This is a genomic window from Zavarzinia compransoris, from assembly GCF_003173055.1.
GTDB classification, from domain to species: Bacteria; Pseudomonadota; Alphaproteobacteria; order Zavarziniales; family Zavarziniaceae; genus Zavarzinia; species Zavarzinia compransoris.
Genome location: NZ_QGLF01000002.1, coordinates 951615 through 976099, shown reverse-complemented (window position 1 = coordinate 976099; position 24485 = coordinate 951615). Strand labels below are relative to the sequence as shown.

Sequence of the window (24485 nt, the reverse complement as noted above, 5' to 3'; positions counted from 1 at the left end):
GATTTCCGGCTGATTCGCCCGACGAGAGTGCAATGTCGAACCCGTCAGACCCCCAGCTTCCCGTGCCGACCGAAATCCCCGCGGGGCGGGAACCGGCGCCGGTCGCGACCGATGCGCCCCTGGCCGGCCTGATCGGCTGGGCTTTCGTGCTGGCGCTGTCGGTCGGCTGGCTGGCGGCGGCGGGCACCTATCTCGGCGATGTCGTCGGCTTCTCCGCCCTCGGCACGCTGGCGCCCCACGAACTGGCGGCGGTGCTGATCGGGGTTCTCGGCCCGGTCGCCATTCTCTGGCTGGTCGCCCTGATGATCGACCAGCGCGCCGCGGTGCTGCGCGCCCTGGGCAGCCGCCCGGGCCCCGCCGCCCGGGCCTTCGACCTCGCGGCCTCGGCCGAGACCGCGGCCCTGCATCCCGAGGTCAGCACCCGCCTGAAGGTCGAGGTCGACAATATCCGCCTCGCCACCCTGGAAGCGCGGGAAGCGACCCGCGACCTCGTCACCATCATCACCGCCCGCACCGAAGACCTGCGCCGGGTGATGCAGGAAGCGCGCGAGACCCGGAGTGCCATCGGCGGCGCCCTGGATGCACTGTCGTCCGCCACCCGCTCGACCTCGGACGCGCTGACCGGTGCGCTCAGCGCCATCGAGCAGCAACTCGACCAGCGCCTGGGCCGGCTGACCGACAGTGCCCGCTCGGCCGCCGCCGCCGCGGCCGCCGCCTCCGCCGACCTGCAGCGCCAGGCCGACGCCATGCTGGCGGCGGGCGATGCCGCGGCCGAAAAGGCCGATGGCGCCACCGCCCGCCTGCGCCAGGTCGGGGCCGACATCGACCATGCCGCCGTCCGGGTCTCGGCCGCCGCCGACGAGGCGCTGGAAACCCAGGACCGCCGCTCGGAAGCGGTCGAGCGCATGCTGGCCCGCATCACCGAGGTCAACACCACCCTGGACGAGACCCTGGCGACGACCCGGGGCAGCATGCTGGCGCTCGAGGATTCGGCCGGCGGCATCGCCCGCCGCCTGTCGACGGCGACCGACGCCCTGTCGACCGAAAGCACCCGCCTGAAGGACCTTGCCGAGGCGAGCCAGGCCGCCATCACCATCGCCGCCGGCTCGACCACCCGGGCCGGCCAGGCGGTGAGCGAGGCGACCGATACCGCCCTGGCCAAATTGCAGCAGACCGAGCGCACCCTGCGCGGCCTCGTCACCGCGACCCAGAGCGAATTGGGCCGCGCCGTCACCGATTTCGCCCAATTGGGCGAAAGCCTGCGCCGCAGCGCCAGCGAACACGCCGAAATCACCCATGGCGCCACCCAGAAGGCCGGCGCCGCCCGCGACCAGCTGCGCAAGGTGGCCGAGGAAATCGCCACCGCCGGCAACGAGGCCGCCTCGCGCTCCCACGCCGCGACCGACGCCCTGCGCAGCAGCGCGACCGCGCTGGCCACCAATGCCGACAATGCGATCAGCCGGATCGCCGAGGTCGGCCACGGCTTCGACGCCCTGGCGGCCCGGCTGCGCGCCGCGGTCGACGATGCCCAGGCCCGCGGCAGCGAGGCCGGCCGCATCGCCGCCGAAACCGCCCGCGAGGTCGCCCGCGCCGGCGAGAAGCTGAAGGACGAATTGCGCGCCATGGAGGCGAGCGTGGACGACCACGCCCGCACGCTGGAAACCGCCGCCAGCCGCGCCGCCGGCATGGTCGACGAGGCCGGGCGCCGCTTCGATTCCCAGTCCGCCCATCTCGACGACGAGGCCCAGGGCGCCGTCGCCACCATCGACAATGCCGTGAAGACCCTGGCCCGCCAGGGCAGCGAAGTGATCGCCACCGCCGACAATGCGGTGCAGCGCCTGACCACCGTGGTCACCGGCTTCCGCCAGCGCGCCGACGCCCTCGCCGAAAGCGCCGCCGCCGCCGAGCGCCGCCTGCACGAAAGCAGCAGCGCCCTGGACGGCCGGGCGCGCGAATTGTCGAACACCGCCGATCATGCCGGCAGCCGGGTGGAACAGGCGGCCGACACGATCGAGCGCCGGGGCCGCGACCTCGAAGCCGCGGCCGAACGCGCCACCGCCCGCATCGACCTTGCGGTCGGCGCCATGCAGCGCCAGGGCGACGCCATCCAGGGCGTGGCCGAACGGGCGGGCAACGAGGCGGGCAAGGCCGGCCAGGCGCTCAACGCCATCGGCGAGGCGGTGGACGAGCGGATCGCCCAGGCCCGGGGCCAGGTGGCGGAGGCGGAACGCCAGCTCGGCCAGTTCGCCGCCCGCCTCGATGCCGCGACCCAGACCGCGGTCGGCAACCTGAACCTGCTGATCGAAACCCTCCAGCGCGAGGATACGATGCTGGCCGCCCAGGCCAACGACGCCATCGCCAAGCTGCGCGAGATGGGCAGCACCATGGCGAGCGAGCGCCAGGCCCTGGTCGAATCCTCGGCCCGCAGCCGCGACGAGCTGGAAACCGCGATCCTGATGGCGACCCGGCGCGGCGCCGAACTGAAGACCCTGGCGGACGAGACCGCCAGTTCGCTCGGCCAGATCGCGCGCAACCTGTCGGTCGAGACCCAGTCCCTGACCGGCCGTGCCGACGAAGCCCGCCACCTGATGGGCGAATTGGTCAAGGCCATGGCGCGCGAGGTCGACCACCTGGGCGAGACCGCCGCCGAAATCGAACTGCGCCGCAAGACCCTGGAAGAGACCGACCGCGGCCAGCGCCGCGCGACCGCGATCAAGGCTTCCGCCGCCGTGGTCGAGGGGCTGAACGGCCTTGCCGTCGACCTTTCCCGCACCCTCGACGACGATATCCCGGACGATCTGTGGCGCCGCTACCTGGGCGGGGAGAAGGGGGTCTTCACCCGCCGCCTGCTGGGCCAGCGCCCGCGCGACGGCCACGAGGGCATCACCGCGAAATACCGCGGCGACGGCGAATTCCGCACCTATGTCGACCGTTTCCTGCGCCAGTTCGACGAATTGATGCGCCTGTCGTCCGAGATCGACGACGAGGACGTGCTGGCCGCGGCCCTGAAGTCGTCCGACATCGGCAAGCTGGCCCGGCTGCTGTCGGCGGCCCTCGGCCGCGACCGCTGAGCCCCTGACGGCGGTTCCGGTGCGGGGCAGGATCTGGCGGCGCTTCCTGCTGTCGCTGTTCGCGGCGGCTGTGCTCGTGCCCTTGTCCCTGGTCCTGTTCTACCGGGTGGTGCCGGTGCCGGCGACGCCGCTCATGCTGCTGCGCCTCGCCGAGGGCTATGGCCTGTCCCATGACTGGGTTTCCTACGACGAGATCGCGCCGGTCATGATCCGCTCTGTCATCGCCGCGGAAGACGCCAAGTTCTGCCAGCACCACGGCTTCGACTGGGAAGCGATCAACGACGCCCTCGACGCGGCGGAGGGCGGCGGCCGCCTGCGCGGCGGTTCCACCATCAGCCAGCAGACGGCGAAGAACGTCTTCCTCTGGCCCGGCCGCTCCTGGGTGCGGAAGGGGCTGGAGGCCGGCTTCACCGTCCTGATCGAGGCGCTGTGGCCGAAGCGGCGGATCTTGGAAGTCTACCTGAATTCGGTCGAATTCGGCCCCGGGGTCTACGGGGTGGAGGCGGCGGCGCGACACCATTTCAAGAAGCCGGCGGCGCAGCTGTCGGCGCGGGAGGCGGCCCTGCTGGCCGCCGTCCTGCCCAATCCGATCCGCTTCTCGGCCTCGAAGCCGTCGGCCTATGTCAACCGCTATGCCGGGCGCATCCAGGGCCGGGCCGGCGATATCGGCCCCGCCCTGATGCCGCCCTGCCCCGCTCAGTTCTGACGGGCAAGCAGGGCGGTGGTGCAGCCCGCCGCCCCGTTCAGCGTGGCGCGCATGGCCATGTCGTCGTCCGACAATTCGATGTCGAAGCCGATCATGACATAGCCCTGGGGCCGCTCGATCCAGGCGTCCGGGAACGTGGTGATGAAGCGCACCCCCTGGTCCGGCGCCGTGGCGACGACGCGGAAGCGCCCCGACGGCACGCCCGGGTTGGACGGCACGGCATAGAAGGAAACCACCGCCGACACTTCGCCCTTCTCCGGCGCGTCGAAGGACATGCTTACCCCGGTCAGGCCCTGGGCGCAGGTATAGGTTCCTTCCCAGACCCCGGTGAAACCGGTGGTCGGCGCCGTGGCCTTGGCCGGCGGCGGGATCGGGGCCGGATCGGGAACCGGGGCCGGGGCCGGCCGGGCCGGAGTCGGGGCCGGTGCAGGTGTCGGGGCCGGTGCAGGAGCCGGCGTCGGGGCCGGCGCGGGGGTGGGCGCAGGCGCCGGATCCGCCGGGGCGGGGCTGGTCCGGCCGCTCATGCCGCCAAGAAAGCTGCCCTGGGCAAGCGCGGATCCGGAAGCCGCCAGCGCCAGGCCAAGCGTCAATCCCATCGCCTTAAACATCGACCGCTGCACCTTAGCCTCTCCCCTTCTCGATGGAACCTTGTCGTGGACGGGTGCCGGCATGATAGCAGGCGGCGGCGCCAGCGTCTTCCCGGACCATGCCGGCATCCTGGGCTGGCCCCCTGGCCGTGCTGGCGCTTGACGCCGCTCTTTTCCGCCCGATAACTAAGGCGGGGACCGTATCGGCCGTGACGTCCGACGGATGGAGTGTCGCAGGTCACAGCGGGGGCGGTCGAGGCATGGCATATTCGTGCCATGCGAGGTTTTTCTTATGGGGGAGTGAACGGGATGAAGATCCGTTCTGCCGTTGCGGGTGCCGCGGCCATGGCTGCGGGGCTGCTGGTCGCCGCATCGCCGGCCTTTGCCGAATATACCGTCTGCAACAAGACCGGGCAGACCACCTCGGTCGCCGTCGGCTATTACGAGGACAAGACCAATGACGGCGTCGAGAACGGCGTCTGGGTCTCGGAAGGCTGGTGGAACGTCGAGCCCGGCAAATGCGCGACGCCGATCAGCGGGCCCCTGAAGGTGCGCTACGTCTATGTCTATGCCGAACATCCGGACGGCAGCAGCTGGCCGGGCGAATCGCCCTTCTGCGCCAAGGACGCCAGCTTCACCATCCGCGGCAACACCAACTGCGAGAAGCGCGGCTTCTATGCCAAGAACTTCACCGAGGTCGACACCGGCCAGGAAGCCAAGTCCTACACGACCAACCTGACCGACAATTGACCGGTCGTCCCGGGCCGGGACGATCCCTCTAACCGCTGCCCGGCGGCAGATGACGCTTGGTCTTCGCCGTCGGCAGCGCGGTCAGCGGGTCTTCCGGCCAGGGATGTTTCGGGTAGCGGCCGCGCAGGTCGGCCCTGACATCCTGATAGCCGCGCGCCCAGAAGCTGACCAGATCCTGCGTCACCTGGACCGGGCGCCCCGCCGGCGACAGGAGATGCAGCACCACCGCCACCTGCCCGCGTGCGACCGTGGGGGTTTCGCGGGCCCCGAACATTTCCTGCAATTTGACCGCCAGCACCGGCGCCGCGCCCAAGCCGTAATCGAGCGCGTGGCGATTGCCGGACGGAACTTCCAGATGGCCGGGCGCCTCCGCCTCCAGGCGCTGGCGCAGGGCCCAGTCGAGGCCGGCGGCCAGCACTTCGTGCAGGTCGAGGCGGCGCAGGGCTTCGAGCCGGGTTACACCGTCGAGATAGGGGCCGAGCCAGTCCTCCAGCCCGTCGAGCAGCGCCCGGTCCGACCAGTCGGGCCAGGTCCCGGCCCCATCCGGCAGGTCGTGGAGAAAATTCACCCGCGCCCGCAGCGAGGCCGCCGCCGGGCTCCAGTCCAGCGCATCGAGCCCGCGGACGCGGATCGCGGCAAGCAGGGCTGCCGTCACCGCCGCGCGCGGGGGATCGGGCCAGACCGCGTCGTCGACCACGATGGCGCCCAGCCGGCGCCGGCGCCGGGCCCGCACCTGCCCCGTCGCCTCGTCGAAGGCGACCGTCGCCTCGGCCTCGATGCTGGCAGCGAAACAATCCTCGACCTCGGCCAGGTCGAGGGCGGCGGCGAGATAGGCCCGGCCGTCCCGCCGGCTGCCGTCGAGACTGGCGATGGCCAGCCATTCCCGCCCCGCCAGGGGTTCCGCCGGATCGAGCCGCGCCCCCTGCCCCGACGCCATGAGGTAAAGCCCGCCGCCCCCGCTGCGCCGCCGCGCCACCCGTTCCGGATAGGCCAGCGCGACCAGGACGCCGAGCCGGGCGCGATCGTCCGCCGCCCGGTAATCGATGCCGAGCCGCCGCGCCCATTGCCGCGCCGCCTGATCGATCTGGCGCAGGCCGCCGCGGTCGATATCGCCGCCGCCCCCACCCGCCAGGGCGTCCAGGCGCAGCAGCAGGTCGCAATCCCGGGCATCCGGCCGGCGCTTCACCGGGTCGCGCCCCTCGATCAGGGCGGCGACCCGGGCCGCCATGGCGCCCAATCCCCGTTCGCGCCCAGCGACCATCAGATGCCCGAGGCGGGGATGGGCGCCGAGGCGGGCCAGGGTGCGGCCGTGGCCGGTGATCCGATTCGCCGCATCCAGCGCGCCAAGGTCCCGCAGCAACCCCTGGCCTTGTGCGAAGGCGCCGGCATTGGGCGGGTCCAGCAGGCGCAATTGCGCCGGATCGGCCACGCCCCACAGGGCCAGATCGAGGGCGACCGGCGCCATGTCGGCGCGCAGCATCTCGGGCGGGGCATGGGGCAGCAGGGCGCGGTGCTCCGCCTCGGTCCAGAGGCGGATGCAGGTCCCGGGCCCCAGGCGGCCGGCGCGGCCCCGGCGCTGTTCGGCCGCGGCCTGCGAGACCGGCCCGGTGACCAGCCGGCCCATGCCGGTGCCGGGATCGAAGGCGCTGGCCCGGGCGAGGCCGCTGTCGATCACGACCGCCACCCCCTCGATGGTCAGGCTGGTTTCGGCGATATTGGTGGCGAGCACGATCTTGCGCGTGCCCGCCGGCGCCGGCGCGATCGCCTGGTCCTGGCGGGCGAGGTCGAGATCGCCGTGCAGCCGGTGCAGGACGACGGCGGCCGGCAGATCGGCCAAAAGGGCGGCCGTGCGCTCGATCTCGGTCTTGCCGGGCAGGAAGACGAGGATATCGCCGCCAAGGTCCGCCAGCGCCTGGCGGACGGTGCGGGCGGTGCGGACCTCCAGCGGGGCTTCGTCGCGCCGCTCCGCCCAGCGCAGCGCGACCGGGAAGGCCCGCCCCTCGGACCGCACCACCGGCGCCCCGCCCAGCAGTTCGGCCACCCGGGCGCCGTCCAGGGTCGCCGACATCACCACCAGCTTGAGGTCCGGGCGCAAGGCTTCCTGCGCTTCGAGGGCCAGGGCGAGGCCGAGGTCGGCATCGAGGCTGCGCTCGTGGAATTCGTCGAAGACGACGGCGGCGATGCCGTCGAGCGACGGATCGTCCGCGATCATGCGGGTGAAGAGACCGTCGGTGACCACTTCGATCCTGGTCTTCGGGCCGACCTTGGTATCGAAGCGCACGCGATAGCCGACGGTTTCGCCCACCGTCTCGCCCGATTGCTCGGCCATGCGGCGCGCGGCGGCGCGGGCGGCAAGGCGCCGGGGCTCCAGCATGACGATCCGCCCACCCGCCGCCCACGGCCGGCCCAGCAGGGCAAGCGGCACCCGCGTGGTCTTCCCCGCCCCGGTCGGCGCTTCGAGCACGACCGCGGGCGCGCCGTCGAGGGCGCGCATGAGGTCGGGCAGACTATCGTCGATCGGCAGGCGGTCCATGGGGCGCGGACAGTAACGCAGGCGGCGCCCCCGGATAAGGCCCTTCGTGCGTTCAGCCGTCCAGCGTGTCGGCGTCGCGGAAGGCGACGAGGACGACCGTGACATTGTCCGGCGCGCCGGCGGCCAGCGCCGCGGCGATCAGCCGGTCGACCGCGACGTCGATCGCATAGGAATTGAGGATGTAGGAGATTTCCGACAGCGGCACCACCTTGGACAGGCCGTCGGAGCAGAGCAGGAACATGTCGTCCGCCCGGATGCGGTCGTTCACCTTGTCGAGCTGCAATTGCTCGTCGGCGCCGACCGCCCGGGTGACGACATTGCCGCGTGGGTGGTTTTCCGCCTCTTCCGGGCGGATCATGCCCTTTTCCAGCATGTCCTGGACCAGGCTGTGGTCGCGGCTGATCTGGCTGACCACGCCATCGCGCTTGCGGTAGCAGCGGGAATCGCCGGCCCAGAGGCAGGCGAAATGCTCGCCGAAGGCCAGCAGCACGGTGGTGGTCGAGGCGATGGTGCGGCCCTGGCCGGCCTGGGTGCGCAGGTCCATGTTCACCCGGGCGATGGCGGCGCGGACCTCGGCCAGCAGGGTGCCGGCATTCTCCCGCGGCTCGATCGCGGCCAGGGCGTCGACGATGGCCTGGCTTGCGACCTCGCCGGCATCATGGCCGCCGACGCCGTCGCACACGGCCCAGATGCCGGCCTCGGGCCGGACCAGCAGCGCATCCTCGTTCAAGCTGCGCTTTTTGCCGGCATGGGTTGCCCCCATCGACAAGGAAACGAGGCGGGTCATGGTCTGTCGCCCTCCCAGGCACCATCGAGAAAGGCTGCGAATACCGTCGGCGACGGCAAGGCGCCAAAGCTGAGCAGTCGGGGGGGAAGCTCGACGGACCCGAGGGTCCAGAACAGAACCGGCGGGGCCGGAAATGCCGCCAGGGCCAAAAGACCCTGGGCCAGCAGGGATGTCTGCACCATGCGGCCGCCCTCGGGGGCGGGGGCGGCCGCCGGGGGCGGTGCGACAGGCAGGGCGGCGATCGTATCGTCCAGGGTTTCCAGGCTGCCGTCCGGCATCAGGGCGTCGTAGATCGCCTGTTCGGCCAGGGGCAGCCAGGCTTCGGCCGCCGCCAGCGCCGCCGGCGCGCTCTCGCCCGGCAGTTCCAGGGCGGCGGTCAGGGGAAAATAGCGCCCCACCCGGTCGACGCTGGGGGCGAAGACGCCGACCACGGTCTCCGGCCCGGCGATGCCCGGGCCCAGGGCGAAGCGCCAGAACGGACTGACCAGATAGCGGTCGGCGAAACCGCCGCCCAGGCGGCCGGCGGCGGCGGTCAGCCCCTCGGTCAGGAAGCGGTCCCAGGTTTCGACGAACGCCTCGGACAGGCGCCGCCCGACGAAATCGCCGCGCGCCGGCAGCTTGCCGTAGAACCCGGCCAGCCGCGGCGGCGGCAGGTTTCGCTCGCCGGGCGGGGCGGCCTCCGCCGCCATGCCCGGCACCGGCACGGCCGCCAGGGCCGCCGTGGTGCCGATCAGAGAGTCGCCGGGCACTTGAAGCTCCTGAACTCGGGCATCTTGAAGGGGTAGAGACTGCCGCTCGCCTTGATCCGATAGGTGACGAAGCGCCCGTCGACGGTGAAGCGCAGGACCTTTTCGGCCTCGCTGGTGCCGTTGCTCATGGCGGCCTTGTCGAACAGGCGGAAGGCCGCCCAGGCGCCCTGGGCCTCGGTGGTGGCCGCGGTCGCCGCCGGGTCGCCGGGGGTCAGGGTCAATTGGGCGAAGCCGCCACCCATCTGCGCCGGCCAGGACAGGATGGTGGGCCGGCCGGGGCCGCCGTTGAACGTCATCGAGACGCCGTCGATCTCCAGCTTCGCCTCGGCCACGCTCGGGTCCAGCGCCACCGGCTCGATCGTATACTGGAAGCCGAAGCCCTGGCCCGAAGGCGCGAAGGCATCGCGGAAGCGCGAGGCGGTGCGCAACTGCGCGAGGGTGGAGGCCTCGATGCCGAGGTTCTGCGCCGCCCCGGGTTTCAGCGACCAACTGTTGCCGGAAGTATCGACGAAGGGCGCCAGGTTCTGCTTGAAGAAGCCGTCGACCAGACCGTTCGGCGCGAACAGGGCCTGGAAGTCGCTGACCGGCACATCGTCCTTGGCGCCGGCGGTGAAGGGGTAGCGGTTCTTGACCGCCGTGGCGCAGCGGGCCGCGACCGTGCCGGTCCAGGCTTCGTTGATCTGCGCCCGGGTGGTCGAGACCTGGGCCGCCTGCCCGCCCGCCGCCGCCGCCGCCAGCCAGTTGGACAGGGGCGGACCCAGCCGTTCCGCCAGGATCTGCACCTGCTGCGCCGCCGCCGCCCCGCCCGAGGCGGAGCCGCCGCCGGCACGCAACTGGTTCAATTCGTCGAACAGGGTCTTCAGGCCCGCCACTGCCTCGTCGACCGGGGCCTTGCCGCCCTCGACCGCCGTCACCTGGCGGCGCAGGAAGGCGTAGTGATCCGAGACCCGCTCGCCCGGCTTCGGCCCGCCCGCGGGACCGATGGGGCCAAGCCCGAGGGCGCCCGCCGCCGCATCGGCGATGCCGCCCGCCGGCAGCGCCGCCGCGGGGTCCGGCACCGCCAGCCCGCCCGCCGGGGCCGCCGGCGGCGGGGGCGGCGTGCCGAGATCGGTTTCCCGGGCAAGCGCCGCGGTGACCAGCTTCATCGGGCTGTCCGGCGCCGACATTTTGGCCAGCACGGGCAGCACCGCCTCGGTGCCGCCGTCCAGCGGCTTCAGGCGCAGGCTGCGCAGCACTTCGTCCCAGCGCTGGATGAATTCATCCTCATATTGGGCGACCACCTCGCCTTCGAGGCGCGCGAGCGCATCCGGCGACTGGGATTGTTCGACCGGCAGGCCGATGACCCAGGAATCCGCCGTCGCCTCGCGCACCGCGCGCTGCACCTGGGGCAGGAAACCCTTGTAGAAGCCTTCATGGGTGAAGAGGCCGGGCATGGTCACCTTCGACGGCGGGTTGCCGGCGAACGTATCGTAGACGTCGTCCAGCAGGCGGCCGCCCTTGTCGCCCAGGCGCCAGAACGGCAGCTGGGTGATGGCATTGACCTGCTTGATGCGGAAATAGACGCGCTTCGCCAGCGGCTCGCGGGTCAGGATGTCGGACGCCTGCTGGGTGACATCCGTGTTCTGCGGCAATTCCGCCAGCGGCCGTTCCATCAGGGCCCCGGCATGGGCGACGAGGCGCGTGACCGAATCCTGGAATTCCGGCTTGTTGTAGACCTGCTTCCAATAGGCGTCGAAGGTCTCGCGCACCAGCTTGGCGTCGGAAGGGCCGGCGCCCGCCAGCACCCGATAGGTCTTGAGGTTGAGGTAGAGCGCTTCCGGATCGTTGATGCTGTCCTTGATCCGCCGTTCCAGGATCAGCAGCAGGCGGGGCCGGAAGGCGGCTTCGAGGGCGCGGTGATAGGCTTCGTTGGCCTGGGCGCGCAGGTCGTCGCCCTGATAGAGGCCGAGACGATAGGTGAGCGGCACCGGATCATTCGCCCGGTCGATGCCGGCCAGTGCCCGCAGCCGGTTCAGGAGGTCGAGGAGACGGCTCATGTTCTGTTCGGCCGTCTTCTCGTCGACCAGCGCCAGATCGACCGCCTTCACCGCCTCGTTATAGGCGGCGATGGCGGCATTATATTCCGTCACCAGTTTCCGGTTATTCATATAGGCGAGGCCCCAGAGCCCGACCGCGCCCACGGTGACAAGGCCGGTCAGGGCATAGACGATGCGGGCCGACCATTTGCGCCGCCGCTCCGCCTTCTCGTCCTGGCCGACCATGCCCGCCTCGTTGAACATGACGGCGCGCAGCATGCGGCTGAGGAAATAGGACCGCCCGGGCCCGTTGAAGGCCGGCAGGCGCTGGCGATCGACGCCGAACTGGCTGGCCATGGCCGCGGCCAGCCGGTCGAAGGGCGTGCCCGACTGGGTGCCCGAGGTGAAATAGACCCCGCGCAGCTGCGGCCGCTCCTCGAAGCGGGTGGGCAGGAAGATGCCGTCCAGGAATTCCCGGCAGGTTTCGCGCAGGGATGCCAATTGGGTCGGGAAGCCGTAGACCAGGGTGCGGCGCTCGATGTCGCGCTCGCCTTGCAGGCGGTCGACCAGACGCTCGTTCAGGCGGGCCACCAGAATGTCGAGTTCGCGCTCGAAGCCGGTCACCGCCGCCTCGCCCCGCCCGTCGTCGAGGGGCAGGGTGAAGCCGAGGACCTGTTCGCGCTCGGTCTTGCCGAGATCGTCGAAATATTCGACGAAGCCGGCCAGGAGATCGGTCTTGGTGAAGAGGACATAGACCGGCAGGCGCACGCCCAGGCAGTCGTAAAGCTCGGCCAGGCGGGCGCGGATGGCGGCGGCATGGCCCGCCCGCTCGTCCCGCGAGGCCGACAGGAGGTCGGGAATGCCGATCGCCACCATGATGCCGTTCAGCGGCTGGCGCGGCCGGTTCTTCTTCAGCAGGTCCAGGAAACCGGTCCAGGCCTTGGCGTCGGCCTTGGCGTCGCTGTCCTGGGTGGTATAGCGCCCGGCGGTATCGATCAGCACCGCGTCGTCGGTGAACCACCAGTCGCAGGCCCTGGTGCCGCCGATGCCGGCGACCGCGCCGGGCTTGCCGTCGGTCAGCTTGTCGGCCAGGGGAAAACGCAGGCCCGAATTGACCAGGGCGGTGGTCTTGCCCGCGCCCGGCGGGCCGATGATGACATACCAGGGCAGGTCGTAGAGATAGTGCCGGCCCCGCCCCTCCGCCCCGGCGGATTTCTTGAGGAGGCCGAGGGCTTCCTCGAAGCGGCCCTTCAGCATCTGGACCTCGGCGCCGGCCGCCTTGTCCCCGGCCTTGCCCTTGGCCTTGGGATCGGCGGCCTCGCCCTCGGTCAGGCCGCCTTCCAGGCGCTTCTGCGCCTGGCGATAGGCGAAATACTGGGCGCCGTAATAGGCGCCCCAGATCATGGTCAGGGCGAAGGAGGTAATGAGGATGGTCACCTCGTCGCCCAGCGGCCGGACCCCGCCGATATCGATATAGGGCCCGAGGAACCAGGCGAAGAGCGACAGCAGGAGGATCCCGATCAGGGACCACAGCCAGGTCGAGAGAAGGATGCGCTTCAGCATGGGAGGCTCACTCCTGCCCGACTTTCTTCAGGATGATTTCGATGCGCCGGTTGCGTTCCTTGTTGGCCGGCGTGTCGTTCGGGGCGACGGGCACGTCGGGCCCCTTGCCGATGACGGTGATGCGCTCGGCCGCGACGCCCTGTTCCAGCAGGATTTCGCGGACATCCTCGGCCCGGGCGCGGGCCAGGTTGTAATTGTTGTTGAAGGGCGGCCGGTTCAGGCGGTCGCTGTCGGTATGGCCTTCGACGATGATGTCGCCCGGTTCCGCCGCCAGCGCCTTGGCCACCCGCTCGACGATGGGCAGATAGGCCGGCAGCAGGTCGGCCTTGGCCGAGGCGAACATGCCCCGCGCATTGGCCGATTGGGATTTCAGGGTGATGCGGATGGCCTGGGCCGATTCCGACACTTCGACCAGCCCTTCCTTGATCTCGGCTTCGAGGAAGCGGGCGATGATCTCGGCCCGGCTTTCCTCCGCCACCGGCGGCGGCGGCGGCGGCGGCGGGGGTGGACGCACCGGTTCCGGGCGGACGATCCGGGTCGCGGTCACCGGCTGCAATTCGGCCATGGCCGCCAGGGCCTTGTCCGTCTCGGTCGAGAGCAGGATGTTCAGGCCGAAGAAGCCGGCGCCCAGCAGGATCAGGGCCGCCGTCGCCACCACCCAGGGCGGGATGGCCGAGCGGATCGAGGGATCCGCCGCCTCCAGCCCGCGCCAATGGGGGGAGATTTCCTTCTCCACCTCGCCCCGGTGGCGGCGGATCAGGGCATAGAGGCCTTCGCGGATCTTGGCATGTTCCGAGGCGCCGCGCGGCAGCACCCGCATCTCGCCCTCGAAGCCGAGCGAGAGGCAGACATACATCAGTTCGAGCGCGTCGATGAAACGCCCCGGATCGCCCTCGCAGCGGCGCAGGATGCCGTAGAAACGCTCGCCGCCCGTCACCTCGTTGTGGAAGATCGAGATCATCGAGCGGCGCGACCAGGCGCCGTGCCCGCCCCAGGGTGTCGACAGCACGATGTCGTCGACCGTGGCGCAAAGCGCGTAATGGGCGGCGGACAGCACGTCCGGCGGCAGGCCGGTCTGGCGGGCGCCGGCCTCGAACTGGCGGATGGCGTCGATGGTGCGGGCGTGCAGGCCATCGACATCGGTCTGGCGCGGCGTCCCCCGCACCCGGGTGCAGAGCGCGATCACCGGCGCCGCCGCCGCGACCAGGGGATTGATGCCGGTGGCGATCACCTGGCGCGGCGCATCCGGATCGGCCGGCGGCGGGGCCGCGGCGGCGAAGGCGGCCAGCGGTGCCACCCCGCCCGGCCCGACCGGGGCGGCGGGGCGCGGGGCGTAACCGGGCACGCCCTGGGCCGGATAGCCCGCGCCGCCCTGGGCCGGCGGCTGCTGCCGGGGATAGGGGGGCGCGGCCGGGCGCGGCGGTTCCGGCCGGCGCCCGCCGGGCATCGGCTGGATCATCGTCCGTTCGTCGTCGCCCGGTTCGGCGAAGGGATTGTCCTTGTCGGCCATGAGCTTGCCTCCCCCCGGTTACGCCGTCAGGACTTCACGGCCCACAACTCCATCGTCACCGCCGGGAAATCGCCGGCGAGATGAAGCGCGATGCCGCCCGACGTGGCGAGCTGGGTGAAATAGGGACTGGAACGATCGAGTTCGAAATAGCTGGCGCCGGGGTAGAACGGCACCTCGCGCGGGGCGACCGGCAGGGGCCGCACCGCGATCCCCGACAGCGCGACATTGACCAGTTCGCGGATCTGTTCGACCGGGCCGATCTTCACCTGGGCCGGGAAATTCCGCCGCAGCACTTCGGGCGGCATGTCCGCCTTCACGCTGAGGTAGAAGGCCGCGGTCTTCAGCAGGCTCTTGTCGGCGATGATGCCGGCGCGCATGCCGTATTTCCGTTCCTGCAGCGGAATGTTGATCGCGGTCTGTTCGAGGACCGCCGACAGCGACTGGCGCAGTTCCGCCATCAGGGCGCCGAAGGTGCGTTGCAGGTCGTCGTGGCGATAGGGCGGGAAGCTGGGCGGGCGCTTGCTGGCGGCGGTGAAGGTCGCCAGTTCGCCGGCCAGCTCCAGCCCCTGCATGTAGAAGGTTTCGGGATGCATCAGGTTACCGGCGTTCAGGTGGGCGAACAGCGGCTCGTAACGGTTGACGACCTGCAGCAGCAGGAAATCCGACAATTGCCCGACCCCGGCCCTGGTGCCCGAGGCGGCGGCGCGGGCGGCCAGGGTCTCGCCCCTGGTGTGCAGCATGCCGATGATCTCGGTCACGAAGCCGACCAATTGCGACGAGGCGGAACAGGCGAGGACGGGCGGAATGAAGCGCTCGTCCAGCAGGATGCGCTTGTCCGCCGCGACCTCGACGATGCGGGCGAGGCCGATGCAGGCATAGCCCGCCCGGTCGTCGGATTCGAGCAGGTAGCGCAGCCGCAGGCGCCCGACGGTCAGCCGGGCGAGACCAGGGGCGCCCTGGATCGCATCCGTCGCCTCGAATTCCTGGGCGCCGTAGCGGGCGGGCGAGTCCGCCTGCGCCTCCAGGGTGAATTCGGGGGCGCCGTGCTGGTGCAGCGGCACCGCCAGATAGACGATCTGGTTGCGCACCGTTTCCGAGACTTCGAGCGGGGTCGGATGATCCGCGTCCCCCGGCAGGGCGAAGGGCGTGCCGTCCTCGAACACCCCCGCCGCATCGGAGAGCGCGAAGCGCCCGGTCTTCAGCATCTCGCGGTTCAGGGCATATTCGGTCAGGCCCCAGGCATGGGGCCGGAGCCCGCCGACGCGGCCGCGCACCAGCCGTTCGACATAGCGGTCGAACTGCTGGAAGTGCTGCGTGCGAAGGAACATGCCTTCGGACCAGATGACCTTGTCGCTCCACCCCATGTGCCCAACTCCGCCAGTGACGCCGTGACCGATGGTCAGAAGCGCCGCACCTGATCCTCATAGGCGGATGCGAAGACCCGCCCGAACAATTTGTCGAAATCCTCGTCGAGGCCGCCAAGCACCTCGCCGAAGATGATCTCATAGAGTTCCCAGTAGCGCGGCTTCTTGCCGGCCAGGGAAAAGCCGCCGCCCTCCGCATCCACCTTGGCCCGGATGGTCGCCGGGTCCAGGCGCTTCAGCACCGATTTCATCGCCGCCTGGACCGCGACCATGACCGCGAGCTCATGGGCTTCGAGATCGGCGAAGACTTCCCGGGCGGCCTCCTGCGGCGGCAGGTAGCCGGCGCGCGGCGGTTGCAGCAGGGCGGCCAGCGCCTCCTCCGCCGTCACCGCGAATTTCATCGGGTTGTTGTTGGCCGAGCCGATCATCGTCTGCTCGATGCGGAATTCGTTCTTCAGCCGGGCCCGGGCCTGGACCAGGCTGCGCGCCCCCTCGACCATCACCCGGAAGATCCGCCCGGCGAGATGCAGCACCGCCGCCGGATCGCCGCCCGGCCGCAGGTCGATCCCGGCCCCGGCCAGGAAGGCGGCCAGGGCCTCGCCCCCCTCCCCCGGCGCCAGCGCGGGCGCGGGGATGAAGGGCGGCGGGGGCGGCGAGACCGGCGCCATGGGCGGCGGCTCGGTCGCATCGAAGCCGTCGTCGTCGCGCCCCGCCCCGGGCACGGACACCGGCGCCATGCCGGCGCCGGGCTGCGGCCGCTCCGGCGGTGGGGGTGGGAGCGGCGGGGGCGGGGGCGGCGGGACCCGCGGCTCGTCGTCCATCCAGTTTTCGGGCAGGACGTCGCGGCGCGGGGTCGGCGCCTCGAAGGCGATGGCGCCATGCCCGGCGTGATCGTGCTGCGCCCCCATGCCTGCCGGCGGCGCTTCGAGATCGAAACCCTTGAAGGGATCGTCGTCGCCGCTCTGGTCGAAGCCGGCCGCCGGCTCGACCCGGCCGACCTCATAGAGCCGGTCGCGGTGGACCGATTGATTGCCGCCGATCGGCTCATCGTCCCAATCCTCGGGCAGGCCGCCGGCCTGGGGCCGGCCGCCGGGCACCTGGCCGAAGGCGAAATCCGCTGCGCGGCCGAGGCCGGCCTCGTTCCGCTCGCGGTTGAAATCGTCGAAGCGGCCGTCGTGGATATCGGTCGGCGGCGGGGTCGGGATCGGCTCGTAGTCGATTTCCGGCAGGGCCGGCATCTCGGCCTCGATCACCACCACCAGCGCATAGTCGCCGAGCAGGATCGAATCGCCGTTCTGCAATTGCACCGGCACCCGGGGGTCCAGCCGTTCCGGGTGATCGTTCAGGAAAGTGCCGTTGGTCGAGAGATCGAACAGCAGCCAGCCGCCGCTCTCCGGCCGGATTTCGCAATGGCGGCGCGACAGTTTCTGGCCGGGATCGGGCAGGACGAGGTCATTCGCCTGCCCGCGGCCGAGCACGGCGCCGGCGGGCGGAAGGACGAAGCGGGCGGGCAATCCGTCCGGCGGCGGCCCGGAGAAGGTCAGGACGAGCGGCATTCTTCCCTTCCCGTCAGCCGCCGATCAGCACCGTCGGCGCGCCGACGACGATCGTACCACCATGAACGGTCATGTCGCCAATGCGTGCCGCCGGCAGATTGTTCACCAGCACGGTCATGCTGCCCTTCACGATCACGTCGGGCGGGCCGACGCAGAGGCACATGTCGGTCACCCGGGCCTGGGGCATGGCCACCGTGATCACGGTGACGGCGCAGGGCGGCAGGATCGGCCCGCCGACATGGGGGATCGGCGGCGTGCCGGGGGTCACCATCGGGCAGACATGCATATCGCCGACGCGGGATGCGGGCATGGTCATGGGGCCGTCTCCTCCTCGCTCTGGCGTTTGCGGCCGGAGCCGCCGGACGCGATATCGATGCCGATCTCCAGATAGCGGGCGAACCGTTCCGCCGCCTTTTCCGGCGCGACGCGGACGGCGGCCAGGCGGATCGCATTGCCGACCATGGCGCCCGCGACATGGGCGGGCGGCGGCACCGCCTGCTGGCCCGCCGGCGCCAAGCTGTCGCCGGAAAAGAAAGTCGCCATGGCGACGAGGCCGCCCGGCGAATCCACGCCCTCGGCATTGGCCAGCGCATAGGCGGCGCGGCGCGCCTCGTCGCCCGGGCGGCGGACCCAGGCTTCGGACACATCCAGCAGCCGGGCCTCGCCGGCCGGCGGCGGTTCGGGCAGCGTGTCGCGGACGCAGGTCGCGGCCCACCACACGGCCTCACGCCGGGGCAGGGCCTGGGACAGAAGTTCGATCGCCGCCTCGACGGCGCCGCCCTCGACCAGCAGGCGCAGGGCCGCATCCGCCGTCGGCGCATGGCGCAGGGCATTGATCACCGCCGGCCCCGGCTGGTAGCGCCGGGCGAGGTCGCCGCTGCGCACGCCCGCGAGCTTCGCCAGGTTGGCGCCCGCCAAGGCGGCGCCGGCTGCCGGTGTCGCGGTCATGTCTCTGCCCCGTATTCCATCACCAAACCTTCATTCCGTCGCCAAGCCCGCCGCCCCATCAGTTGATCATCACGATGCCGCCCTTGACGATGTGCAGGGCATCCGCCTTGCTCTCCACCATCGGGCCCTTGGTCTGGACCATGGCGGTGCCTTCGATCTTGATCATGATGCCCTTGATGGTCACGCCGGTCTGGTCGATCTTGATGCTGTTGGCGCCGACCTTCATTTCGATCGACTGCATCGCCTCGGTCTCCTGCTTGCCGAGATCGAGCTTGGTCGTCATGTTGCCCATGCCGAGCTTGATGGACATATTGCCCATCTTGATCTCGGTATCGTGGTTGCCCATCGAGATCTCGGTCGACTGGTTGCCCTTCGAGACCTTGATCTTGCGGTTGCCCTTCTCGACTTCCAGCGACTGGTTGTTGCCGATGGTGATCGTCTGGTCGTTGTCGACGTCGATCTTCTCGTTGTTCTCGACCTTGCGCTCCATGTCCTTCTGGGCATGGAAATAGACCTGCTCGCTGCCCTTCTTGTCGTCGAAAGTCAGCTCGTTGAAGTCCGAACCGCCGCCGCCCAGGCTGGAGCGGCTGCGGATGCCGGTCTTGGTCTTTTCGCCCGGCAGATTATAGGGCGGCATGCGTTCGGCATTATAGACGCTGCCGGTGACGATCGGGCGGTCGGGGTTGCCCTCGATGAAGCTGACCACCACCTCGTCGCCGATGCGCGGAATATAGACCGTGCCCCAGTTCTTGCCCGCCCAGGGCTGCGCCACCCGCACCCAGCACGAGGTCGAGCCCTTGCGGTCGCCATAGCGGTCCCAATGGAACTGGACGTAGACCCGGCCCATCTTGTCGGTATGGATTTCCTCGCCCGCGGGGCCGACCACGACCGCGGTCTGCACGCCCGAGATCACGGGGCGCGGCGTCACCCGCGGCGGGCGGAAAGGCACGGCCTTCGAGACCGCCGTAAAATTGTTGGAATAGGTCGTGCTCGAGCCCCCGCCCGACTTGGCGAACAGGCTCAGGTCCTGGCCCATGTGCTCGATCGAGTTGACCACCCATTTGCGGCCCTTGGCCCCCGCCATGTCGCCGTCGATCGAGAAGGCGCCGCCGGCATAGAGATCGGGAGCCGAACCGCTGCCGTAGGCCGAGCCCTGCGCCGCTTCCTCCTGCTCGATGCGCAGCTTGGCATAGGCCGTGCCGTCGCCCTTCTGGGGATAGAGGCCGGGATAGTCGAAGATTTCATAGACCGGCGAGGCCGGCAGGTCGGCGACCGTCGCCGCATTCGCCTCCAGCGATTGCGACGGCGTCTCGTAGTTGTAATCCGTATGCACCCATTTGGTCGGGGCATAGGCGCCGACGGAAGAAAAGCTCTGCAACCCCAGGAATTCCCGGGCCGAGCCGGTCAGGGTCTTGTTGGGGTCGGCGACGTCGGCGAAACAATCGTTGCTGTCGCCCACCACCATCTTGTGGCTGCCCGCCTTGTGCTCGAAGTGGTAATGCGCGCCCACCTCCTCGAGCAGGCGGGAGACGAAGGCGAAGTCGCTTTCGCGGTACTGCACGCAATATTCGCGCGGCTTGGTCGCCAGCTGGCCCTTGAGACCGCCGAGGTCATAATCGGAAAAGCCGGATTCCGACAGCACGGTCTGGACGATGTCCTTCACGCTCTTCTTCTGGAAGATGCGGCAGTCCGAGGTCAGGCGCAGGAACCAGAACCACGGCACGATCTCGATCGTGTAGCGGCGGAACTGGCGGTCGGCCATGGTGCCGGGGGCGACGCTCTTCACCCGGCCGTGGAAATGACGGCCGGCATTCATCACCGATTCGAAACCGACGGGCTTGCCGAGCAGGTCCGCCGGCTTCACGTCGAGGTTTTTCGAGACCACCTCGATCCGCAGCTGGTAGGGCCGCGAGATCCATTCGGTCCCCGAAATGCCGGTCGCGATCAGCGTGTCCTTGCCGAGCGGCGTGGTCAGGCGGAACGGGCGCTCCGCCTCCTTGGCGGCATCGCGGGCGGTCGACATCTCTCAAGCCCTCCCTTGCGTCCGGATCAGCCGCGGAAATCGGCCAGGATCTCGACCCGGCGGTGCCAGGGCGAATTCGGCGGCAGGCCGCGCAGCAGGCCGGTCTCGCCATGGCCTTCGGCGAAGACCATCGGGGCCGGCACGCCGCGCACCGTGATCAGGTAGCTGCGCGCGGCCTCGGCCCGGGCGCGGGACAGCGCCAGGTTGGTCTCGGCCGCGCCCGAGGCATCGGTGAAGCCCTTGATGATGAATTTGGCGCCGCGGCTGGCCGGGTCGTTCATGACCACCGCGACCTTGTCGAGGACATCGCGCGCCTGGGCGGTCAGTTCCGCCGAATTCAACTTGAACTGGAGGGTGAAGACGCCTTCCTTCACCTGCGGCGCTGGACCTTCGGCGGGCGGGCGGGGACGCGGGCGCTGCGGGCTGGGCTCGCCGACGGCGACGCCGGGGCCGCCGCTCGGCGCCGGGGTGGTCGAAGGGGTCGGGCTGCCGCCCGGTTCCTCGTCTTCAAGGCCGAGGCCGCGGGTCAGCGGCGCCGTCGCGCATTCGGGCGGCAGGGCCCGGCCGATCGCCTCGTAAATCTCGCATTGGGAGGGATTCTCGACCCCCCTGAGGTCGGTGGACGTCTGGGCGACCAGGCCCCCGGAAACCATCAGGCAGAGCGGCACCAGCGCCGCGCCGGTTTTAAGGATATGCTTCGGGTTCAACATGATCGCCTCCGGAAAACCCACCGGAGGCGGGGCGGCGGCCAAAGGGCCGCGCGCTGCCCCCGGAGAAGACAGGGGCGGCCAGGCCGCCCCCGCAACCATCGCCGACCGCCCGCAGCACGGGCGGCCGGACTTCTGCGCCTTGGATCAGAGGTGCGCGACCGCCTTCGAGAGGTCGTAGCCGGCGAGCTTGGATTCGCCCGGGGTGCCGTCGACCTTCTTCTGGACATACTTCGCTTCGAACTTGCGGAAGTTCAGCGAGATCGAGTCGACCGGACGGTTGCCCGCGCCGCCGCCCGAACCCGACTGCTGGTAAGAACCGATCAGCACGTCGAACAGCTTCACCTGGTAGTACACGAACGGGTCCTTGTCCGAGGTCGTGAAGTCGAAGGTGACTTCAACGCCCTTGCCGCCGTGAAGGGCTTCCTTCATCAGTTCCGGCGTCGAACGGTCGGTCATGCGGGTGATGTGGATGTCCTGGAAGTCGGGGGTCGAACCTTCACGGTTCTGGCCGGCGCCGACCGCCGAGGTCAGGTAGCGGCTGAAGCCGAGCGAGATCGACTCGATCAGCAGCCACTGCTCGTGACCCTTCTCCGTAACGTCGCCCTTCACCGCACCGAATTTCATATAGAGAGCCATGATATCCTCCGTCGTCCCTGTAACTTGGCCGATTGCCTCTTGGTAAACCGGCGGAACCAGGACGGCGCCGCCGCGAACCTTGGGGAGGGCCGGGCCCTGTGCCCGCTACCGCTCCCCGTCTCGCCATTCTTATTTAGTACGGCTCGCCTCCGGCGGCTGTGACGCCAGTCACGGGATCACCCGATCCGGAAATCGAAGCCCCCCTTGCCGTCGAGCCCGACGTGAACCGACTCGACCGGCGCACCATCCGCCATGCGCGCCAGCAGGCGGGCCGACAGATCCGGCAGCAGCCCGCGAGAAAGAATATTCTCGATGTTGCGGGCGCCCGATGCCGGATCCTTGCAGCGTTCGGCGATGAACTCGACGAGTTCGGGCGCGTAGCTGAAGTCGGCACCGTAATTGTCCACCACCCGGCGCTTGATGCGGCCGATCTGGAGCTGGATGATCTGGCGCAGGATGTCGTCCGCCAGCGGATAATAAGTGACGACATTGCAGCGCCCGAGGAAGGCGGGCTTGAACGATTTCAGCAGTTCGGGCTTCACCGCGTCCGCCAGCCCTTCCGGGTCCGGCATGGTGTCCGGGTCGGCGCAGAGCTTGGTGATGGTTTCGGTGCCCGCGTTCGACGTCATGATCACGACCGTGTTCTTGAAGTCGATGTCGCGGCCCTCGCCGTCCTTCAGCTGGCCCTTGTCGAAGACCTGGTAGAAGACGTCCTGCACGCCCGGGTGGGCCTTTTCCATCTCGTCGAGCAGCACCACCGAATAGGGCTTGCGCCGCACCGCCTCGGTCAGCACGCCGCCCTCGCCATAGCCGACATAGCCGGGCGGGGAGCCCATGAGGAGCGAGACCTTATGCTCCTCCTTGAACTCGGACATGTTGATGACGGTGACATTCTGTTCGCCGCCATAGAGGACTTCCGCCAGGGTCAGGGCGGTTTCGGTCTTGCCGACGCCGGAAGTGCCCGCCATCAGGAAGACGCCGATGGGCTTCCGCGGGTCGGTCAGCTTGGCCCGGCTGGTCTGGATCGCCTGGGCGATCGCCTTCAGGGCATGGTCCTGGCCGATCACGCGCTCGCGCAGGCGGTCTTCGAGCTTCATCACCGCCTGGATTTCATTCGCGACCATGCGGCCCACCGGAATGCCGGTCCAGGCCGCCACCACCTCGGCGATGGCCGCGCCATCGACCACCGGCTTCAGCAGGGGACGCTCGCCCTGAAGCGCCGTCAGCTTGTCCTCGGCGGCCTTCAATTCGTCGCGGAGGCCGGCGGCGGTCTCGGCGCCGGCGGCGCCCAGCTTCTCGATCTCCTCGCGCAGGCGGCGGATCTCGGGGACCAGCTTGCGCTCCTCGTCCCACTGGGCTTCCAGGGTCTTCAGTTCCTCGGCCGCCTGGTCGCGCTTCGTCTTCAGGCTCGCGATCTTGTCGGCGTGATCGCCGCCCGACAGCGCCTCGCGTTCCAGGATCGCGATTTCCGTGTTGGAAAGCTCGATCAGCCGGCGGCGGTCCTCGATCGCCGGCGGGATCGCGTTCTGGCTCATGGCAACGCGGGCGCAGGCGGTGTCGATCAGGCTGACCGCCTTGTCCGGCAGCTGCCGCCCGCTGATGTAGCGGCTGGACAGGCGCACGGCATCGACCACCGCCTCGTCCAGGATGCGGACCTTGTGATGCTTCTCGAGGGTGCCGACGAGGCCGCGGATCATGGCGTTCGCCACCGGCTCCGACGGTTCCTCCACCTTCACCACCTGGAAGCGGCGGGCGAGCGCCGCGTCCTTCTCGAAATACTTCTTGTATTCGGCCCAGGTCGTCGCCGCGATCGTGCGCAATTCGCCGCGGGCGAGCGCCGGCTTCAGCAGGTTGGCGGCATCGCCCTGGCCCGCCTGGCCGCCGGCGCCGATCAGCGTATGCGCCTCGTCGATGAAGATGATGATCGGGGTGGCCGAGGATTTCACTTCCTCGATCACCTGCTTCAGGCGGTTCTCGAACTCGCCCTTCACCCCGGCGCCGGCCTGCAGCAGGCCGAGGTCGAGGGTGCGGACCTCGACGCCCTGGATGGCGGGCGGCACGTCGCCGGCGGCGATCTTCAGGGCGAAGCCCTCGACCACCGCGGTCTTGCCGACGCCGGCCTCGCCGGTCAGGATCGGGTTGTTCTGGCGCCGGCGGGTGAGAATGTCGACGACCTGGCGAATCTCGGCGTCACGGCCCAGCACCGGGTCGATCTTGCCGGCCTTCGCCCGCTCGGTCAGGTTGATGGTGAACTGGTCGAGGGCCGGGGTCTTGCCGCTGCCGACCGGGGCGCCGCCCTCGGCCGCGCCGCTGCCGCCGCCACCGCCGCCCGCAGCGGCGCTCGCCTTGCTTTCCGCGCCGCCCGCGGTCAGCACGTCGAGTTCCTTGCGCAGCACTTCGACCGGGATCTTGGCCAGCGCTTCCGAAACGTCGCGGGCGAAGCCGATCAGCGACTCGTTCGACAGCAGGGCGATCAGCAGATGGCCCGAACGGACCTGATGCGCGCCGAGGTTCAGCGAGGCGGTGGTCCAGGCTTCCCGGGCCAGGGTCGCGACATGGGCGGACAGGGCCGGGGCCCGGCTGTTGCCCGTCTTCAGCTTGTCCAGCACCCGGTTCAGCGCCTGGGTCAGGCGCGCCGGATCGATCTCGAAGCGGGCGACGAGAAGGCTGAGGTCACTGTCCGGCACTTCCAGCAGCTTGATCAGCCAATGCTCGATCTCGACGTCGTAATGACTGCGCGACATCGCGAGGCCGGCTGCCGCCTCGAGGGCGCGCCGCGTGGTTTCATTCAATTTCGCGATCAATGCGCGAAGATCTATCCCCGCCATTCTGTCCCCCCGAACTGCCGGCGTGGCAAAACATGTTGCGTTGCATTCCGGCCGCGCCACATGCTGCGGCGCGACATGACTGCATCGGCAAGCTGATACGCAGGCCAGCCTGGGCCCGGCCCCCAAACGCCAAGCCCTGCCGGCACGCC

Annotated in this window: 17 protein-coding genes; 3 read left to right on the top strand and 14 right to left on the bottom strand. The window is 70.0% G+C overall.

All coding sequences use genetic code 11. From position 1 onward, the window contains the following. Positions 1–32: 32 nt before the first annotated feature. Together DKG75_RS23000 and mtgA are read left to right on the top strand one after the other, a co-directional pair. Positions 33–3071 carry a coiled-coil domain-containing protein gene (locus DKG75_RS23000; RefSeq protein ID WP_166646365.1) on the top strand — a complete coding sequence of 1013 codons (3039 nt, stop codon included), beginning with the start codon at positions 33–35 and terminating at the stop codon, positions 3069–3071. A 19-nt stretch (positions 3072–3090) separates the two neighbouring features. After that, the gene (mtgA, locus tag DKG75_RS10375; RefSeq protein ID WP_109920991.1) at positions 3091–3777 is read left to right on the top strand and encodes a monofunctional biosynthetic peptidoglycan transglycosylase; all 687 of its coding nucleotides are present in this window, start codon (positions 3091–3093) and stop codon (positions 3775–3777) included. Here the strand turns inward: mtgA and DKG75_RS23245 are convergent. Beyond that, complete coding sequence (locus DKG75_RS23245) at positions 3768–4373, bottom strand: hypothetical protein (protein ID WP_133636805.1); 606 nt, start codon at positions 4371–4373, stop codon at positions 3768–3770. The two genes, mtgA and DKG75_RS23245, sit on opposite strands and share 10 nt — an antisense overlap. A 300-nt stretch (positions 4374–4673) precedes the next feature. Between DKG75_RS23245 and DKG75_RS10365 the strand changes: the two genes are divergently transcribed. Continuing rightward, positions 4674–5114: a DUF1036 domain-containing protein gene (locus DKG75_RS10365; RefSeq protein ID WP_166646366.1), complete on the top strand. Its 441-nt coding sequence runs from the start codon at positions 4674–4676 to the stop codon at positions 5112–5114. Between the two features lie 28 nt (positions 5115–5142). On the opposite strand, the gene hrpB is transcribed toward DKG75_RS10365, so the two are convergent. The 13 genes from hrpB to tssH form a co-directional block, all read right to left on the bottom strand. Then, on the bottom strand, positions 5143–7647 hold the full coding sequence (hrpB, locus tag DKG75_RS10360; protein WP_109920988.1) for an ATP-dependent helicase HrpB: 2505 nt from the start codon (positions 7645–7647) through the stop codon (positions 5143–5145). A 52-nt stretch (positions 7648–7699) separates the two neighbouring features. Then, positions 7700–8434, bottom strand: coding sequence for a PP2C family protein-serine/threonine phosphatase (locus DKG75_RS10355; RefSeq protein ID WP_243746462.1), 735 nt, complete (start codon positions 8432–8434; stop codon positions 7700–7702). After that, the gene (gene tagF, locus DKG75_RS10350) at positions 8431–9183 is read right to left on the bottom strand and encodes a type VI secretion system-associated protein TagF (RefSeq protein WP_109920987.1); all 753 of its coding nucleotides are present in this window, start codon (positions 9181–9183) and stop codon (positions 8431–8433) included. Before tagF ends, DKG75_RS10355 begins: the two co-directional genes overlap by 4 nt. Then, complete coding sequence (gene tssM, locus DKG75_RS10345; protein WP_109920986.1) at positions 9165–12761, bottom strand: type VI secretion system membrane subunit TssM; 3597 nt, start codon at positions 12759–12761, stop codon at positions 9165–9167. The genes tagF and tssM overlap by 19 nt, the downstream gene beginning before the upstream one ends. 7 nt (positions 12762–12768) lie before the next feature. Next, positions 12769–14271, bottom strand: coding sequence for a type IVB secretion system protein IcmH/DotU (icmH, locus tag DKG75_RS10340; RefSeq protein ID WP_133636807.1), 1503 nt, complete (start codon positions 14269–14271; stop codon positions 12769–12771). Positions 14272–14297: 26 nt separating this feature from the next. Continuing rightward, positions 14298–15635, bottom strand: a complete 1338-nt coding sequence (tssK, locus tag DKG75_RS10330) for a type VI secretion system baseplate subunit TssK (RefSeq protein WP_109920984.1) — start codon at positions 15633–15635, stop codon at positions 14298–14300. Between the two features lie 35 nt (positions 15636–15670). Further along, positions 15671–17191, bottom strand: a complete 1521-nt coding sequence (gene tagH, locus DKG75_RS10325; RefSeq protein ID WP_109920983.1) for a type VI secretion system-associated FHA domain protein TagH — start codon at positions 17189–17191, stop codon at positions 15671–15673. Between the two features lie 13 nt (positions 17192–17204). Further along, positions 17205–17507, bottom strand: a complete 303-nt coding sequence (locus DKG75_RS10320; RefSeq protein WP_109920982.1) for a PAAR domain-containing protein — start codon at positions 17505–17507, stop codon at positions 17205–17207. Beyond that, positions 17504–18139, bottom strand: coding sequence for a DUF6931 family protein (locus tag DKG75_RS10315; RefSeq protein WP_109920981.1), 636 nt, complete (start codon positions 18137–18139; stop codon positions 17504–17506). Before DKG75_RS10315 ends, DKG75_RS10320 begins: the two co-directional genes overlap by 4 nt. A 58-nt stretch (positions 18140–18197) precedes the next feature. Continuing rightward, the gene (locus tag DKG75_RS10310; protein ID WP_109920980.1) at positions 18198–20162 is read right to left on the bottom strand and encodes a type VI secretion system Vgr family protein; all 1965 of its coding nucleotides are present in this window, start codon (positions 20160–20162) and stop codon (positions 18198–18200) included. A gap of 26 nt (positions 20163–20188) precedes the next feature. After that, positions 20189–20872 (bottom strand): OmpA family protein, encoded by a 684-nt coding sequence (locus DKG75_RS10305; protein WP_166646367.1) that lies wholly within the window; start codon positions 20870–20872, stop codon positions 20189–20191. Positions 20873–21016: 144 nt separating this feature from the next. Further along, complete coding sequence (locus DKG75_RS10300) at positions 21017–21508, bottom strand: Hcp family type VI secretion system effector (RefSeq protein WP_109920978.1); 492 nt, start codon at positions 21506–21508, stop codon at positions 21017–21019. Positions 21509–21684: 176 nt separating this feature from the next. After that, positions 21685–24336 carry a type VI secretion system ATPase TssH gene (tssH, locus tag DKG75_RS10295; protein WP_109920977.1) on the bottom strand — a complete coding sequence of 884 codons (2652 nt, stop codon included), beginning with the start codon at positions 24334–24336 and terminating at the stop codon, positions 21685–21687. Between the last annotated feature and the right edge of the window lie 149 nt (positions 24337–24485).

What these genes read in the sequence shown, in the direction of transcription:
- tssK (WP_109920984.1), bottom strand. Translation starts at nt 15,635, where the DNA reads ATGGGGTGGAGCGACAAGGTCATCTGGTCCGAAGGCATGTTCCTTCGC.
- DKG75_RS10320 (WP_109920982.1), bottom strand. Translation starts at nt 17,507, where the DNA reads ATGACCATGCCCGCATCCCGCGTCGGCGATATGCATGTCTGCCCGATG.
- DKG75_RS10355 (WP_243746462.1), bottom strand. Translation starts at nt 8,434, where the DNA reads ATGACCCGCCTCGTTTCCTTGTCGATGGGGGCAACCCATGCCGGCAAA.
- DKG75_RS10310 (WP_109920980.1), bottom strand. Translation starts at nt 20,162, where the DNA reads ATGTCGACCGCCCGCGATGCCGCCAAGGAGGCGGAGCGCCCGTTCCGC.
- DKG75_RS10315 (WP_109920981.1), bottom strand. Translation starts at nt 18,139, where the DNA reads ATGACCGCGACACCGGCAGCCGGCGCCGCCTTGGCGGGCGCCAACCTG.
- DKG75_RS23245 (WP_133636805.1), bottom strand. Translation starts at nt 4,373, where the DNA reads ATGGGATTGACGCTTGGCCTGGCGCTGGCGGCTTCCGGATCCGCGCTT.
- DKG75_RS10300 (WP_109920978.1), bottom strand. Translation starts at nt 21,508, where the DNA reads ATGGCTCTCTATATGAAATTCGGTGCGGTGAAGGGCGACGTTACGGAG.
- tssM (WP_109920986.1), bottom strand. Translation starts at nt 12,761, where the DNA reads ATGCTGAAGCGCATCCTTCTCTCGACCTGGCTGTGGTCCCTGATCGGG.
- tagH (WP_109920983.1), bottom strand. Translation starts at nt 17,191, where the DNA reads ATGCCGCTCGTCCTGACCTTCTCCGGGCCGCCGCCGGACGGATTGCCC.
- DKG75_RS10365 (WP_166646366.1), top strand. Translation starts at nt 4,674, where the DNA reads ATGAAGATCCGTTCTGCCGTTGCGGGTGCCGCGGCCATGGCTGCGGGG.
- DKG75_RS10305 (WP_166646367.1), bottom strand. Translation starts at nt 20,872, where the DNA reads ATGTTGAACCCGAAGCATATCCTTAAAACCGGCGCGGCGCTGGTGCCG.
- tssH (WP_109920977.1), bottom strand. Translation starts at nt 24,336, where the DNA reads ATGGCGGGGATAGATCTTCGCGCATTGATCGCGAAATTGAATGAAACC.
- DKG75_RS23000 (WP_166646365.1), top strand. Translation starts at nt 33, where the DNA reads ATGTCGAACCCGTCAGACCCCCAGCTTCCCGTGCCGACCGAAATCCCC.
- icmH (WP_133636807.1), bottom strand. Translation starts at nt 14,271, where the DNA reads ATGGCCGACAAGGACAATCCCTTCGCCGAACCGGGCGACGACGAACGG.
- hrpB (WP_109920988.1), bottom strand. Translation starts at nt 7,647, where the DNA reads ATGGACCGCCTGCCGATCGACGATAGTCTGCCCGACCTCATGCGCGCC.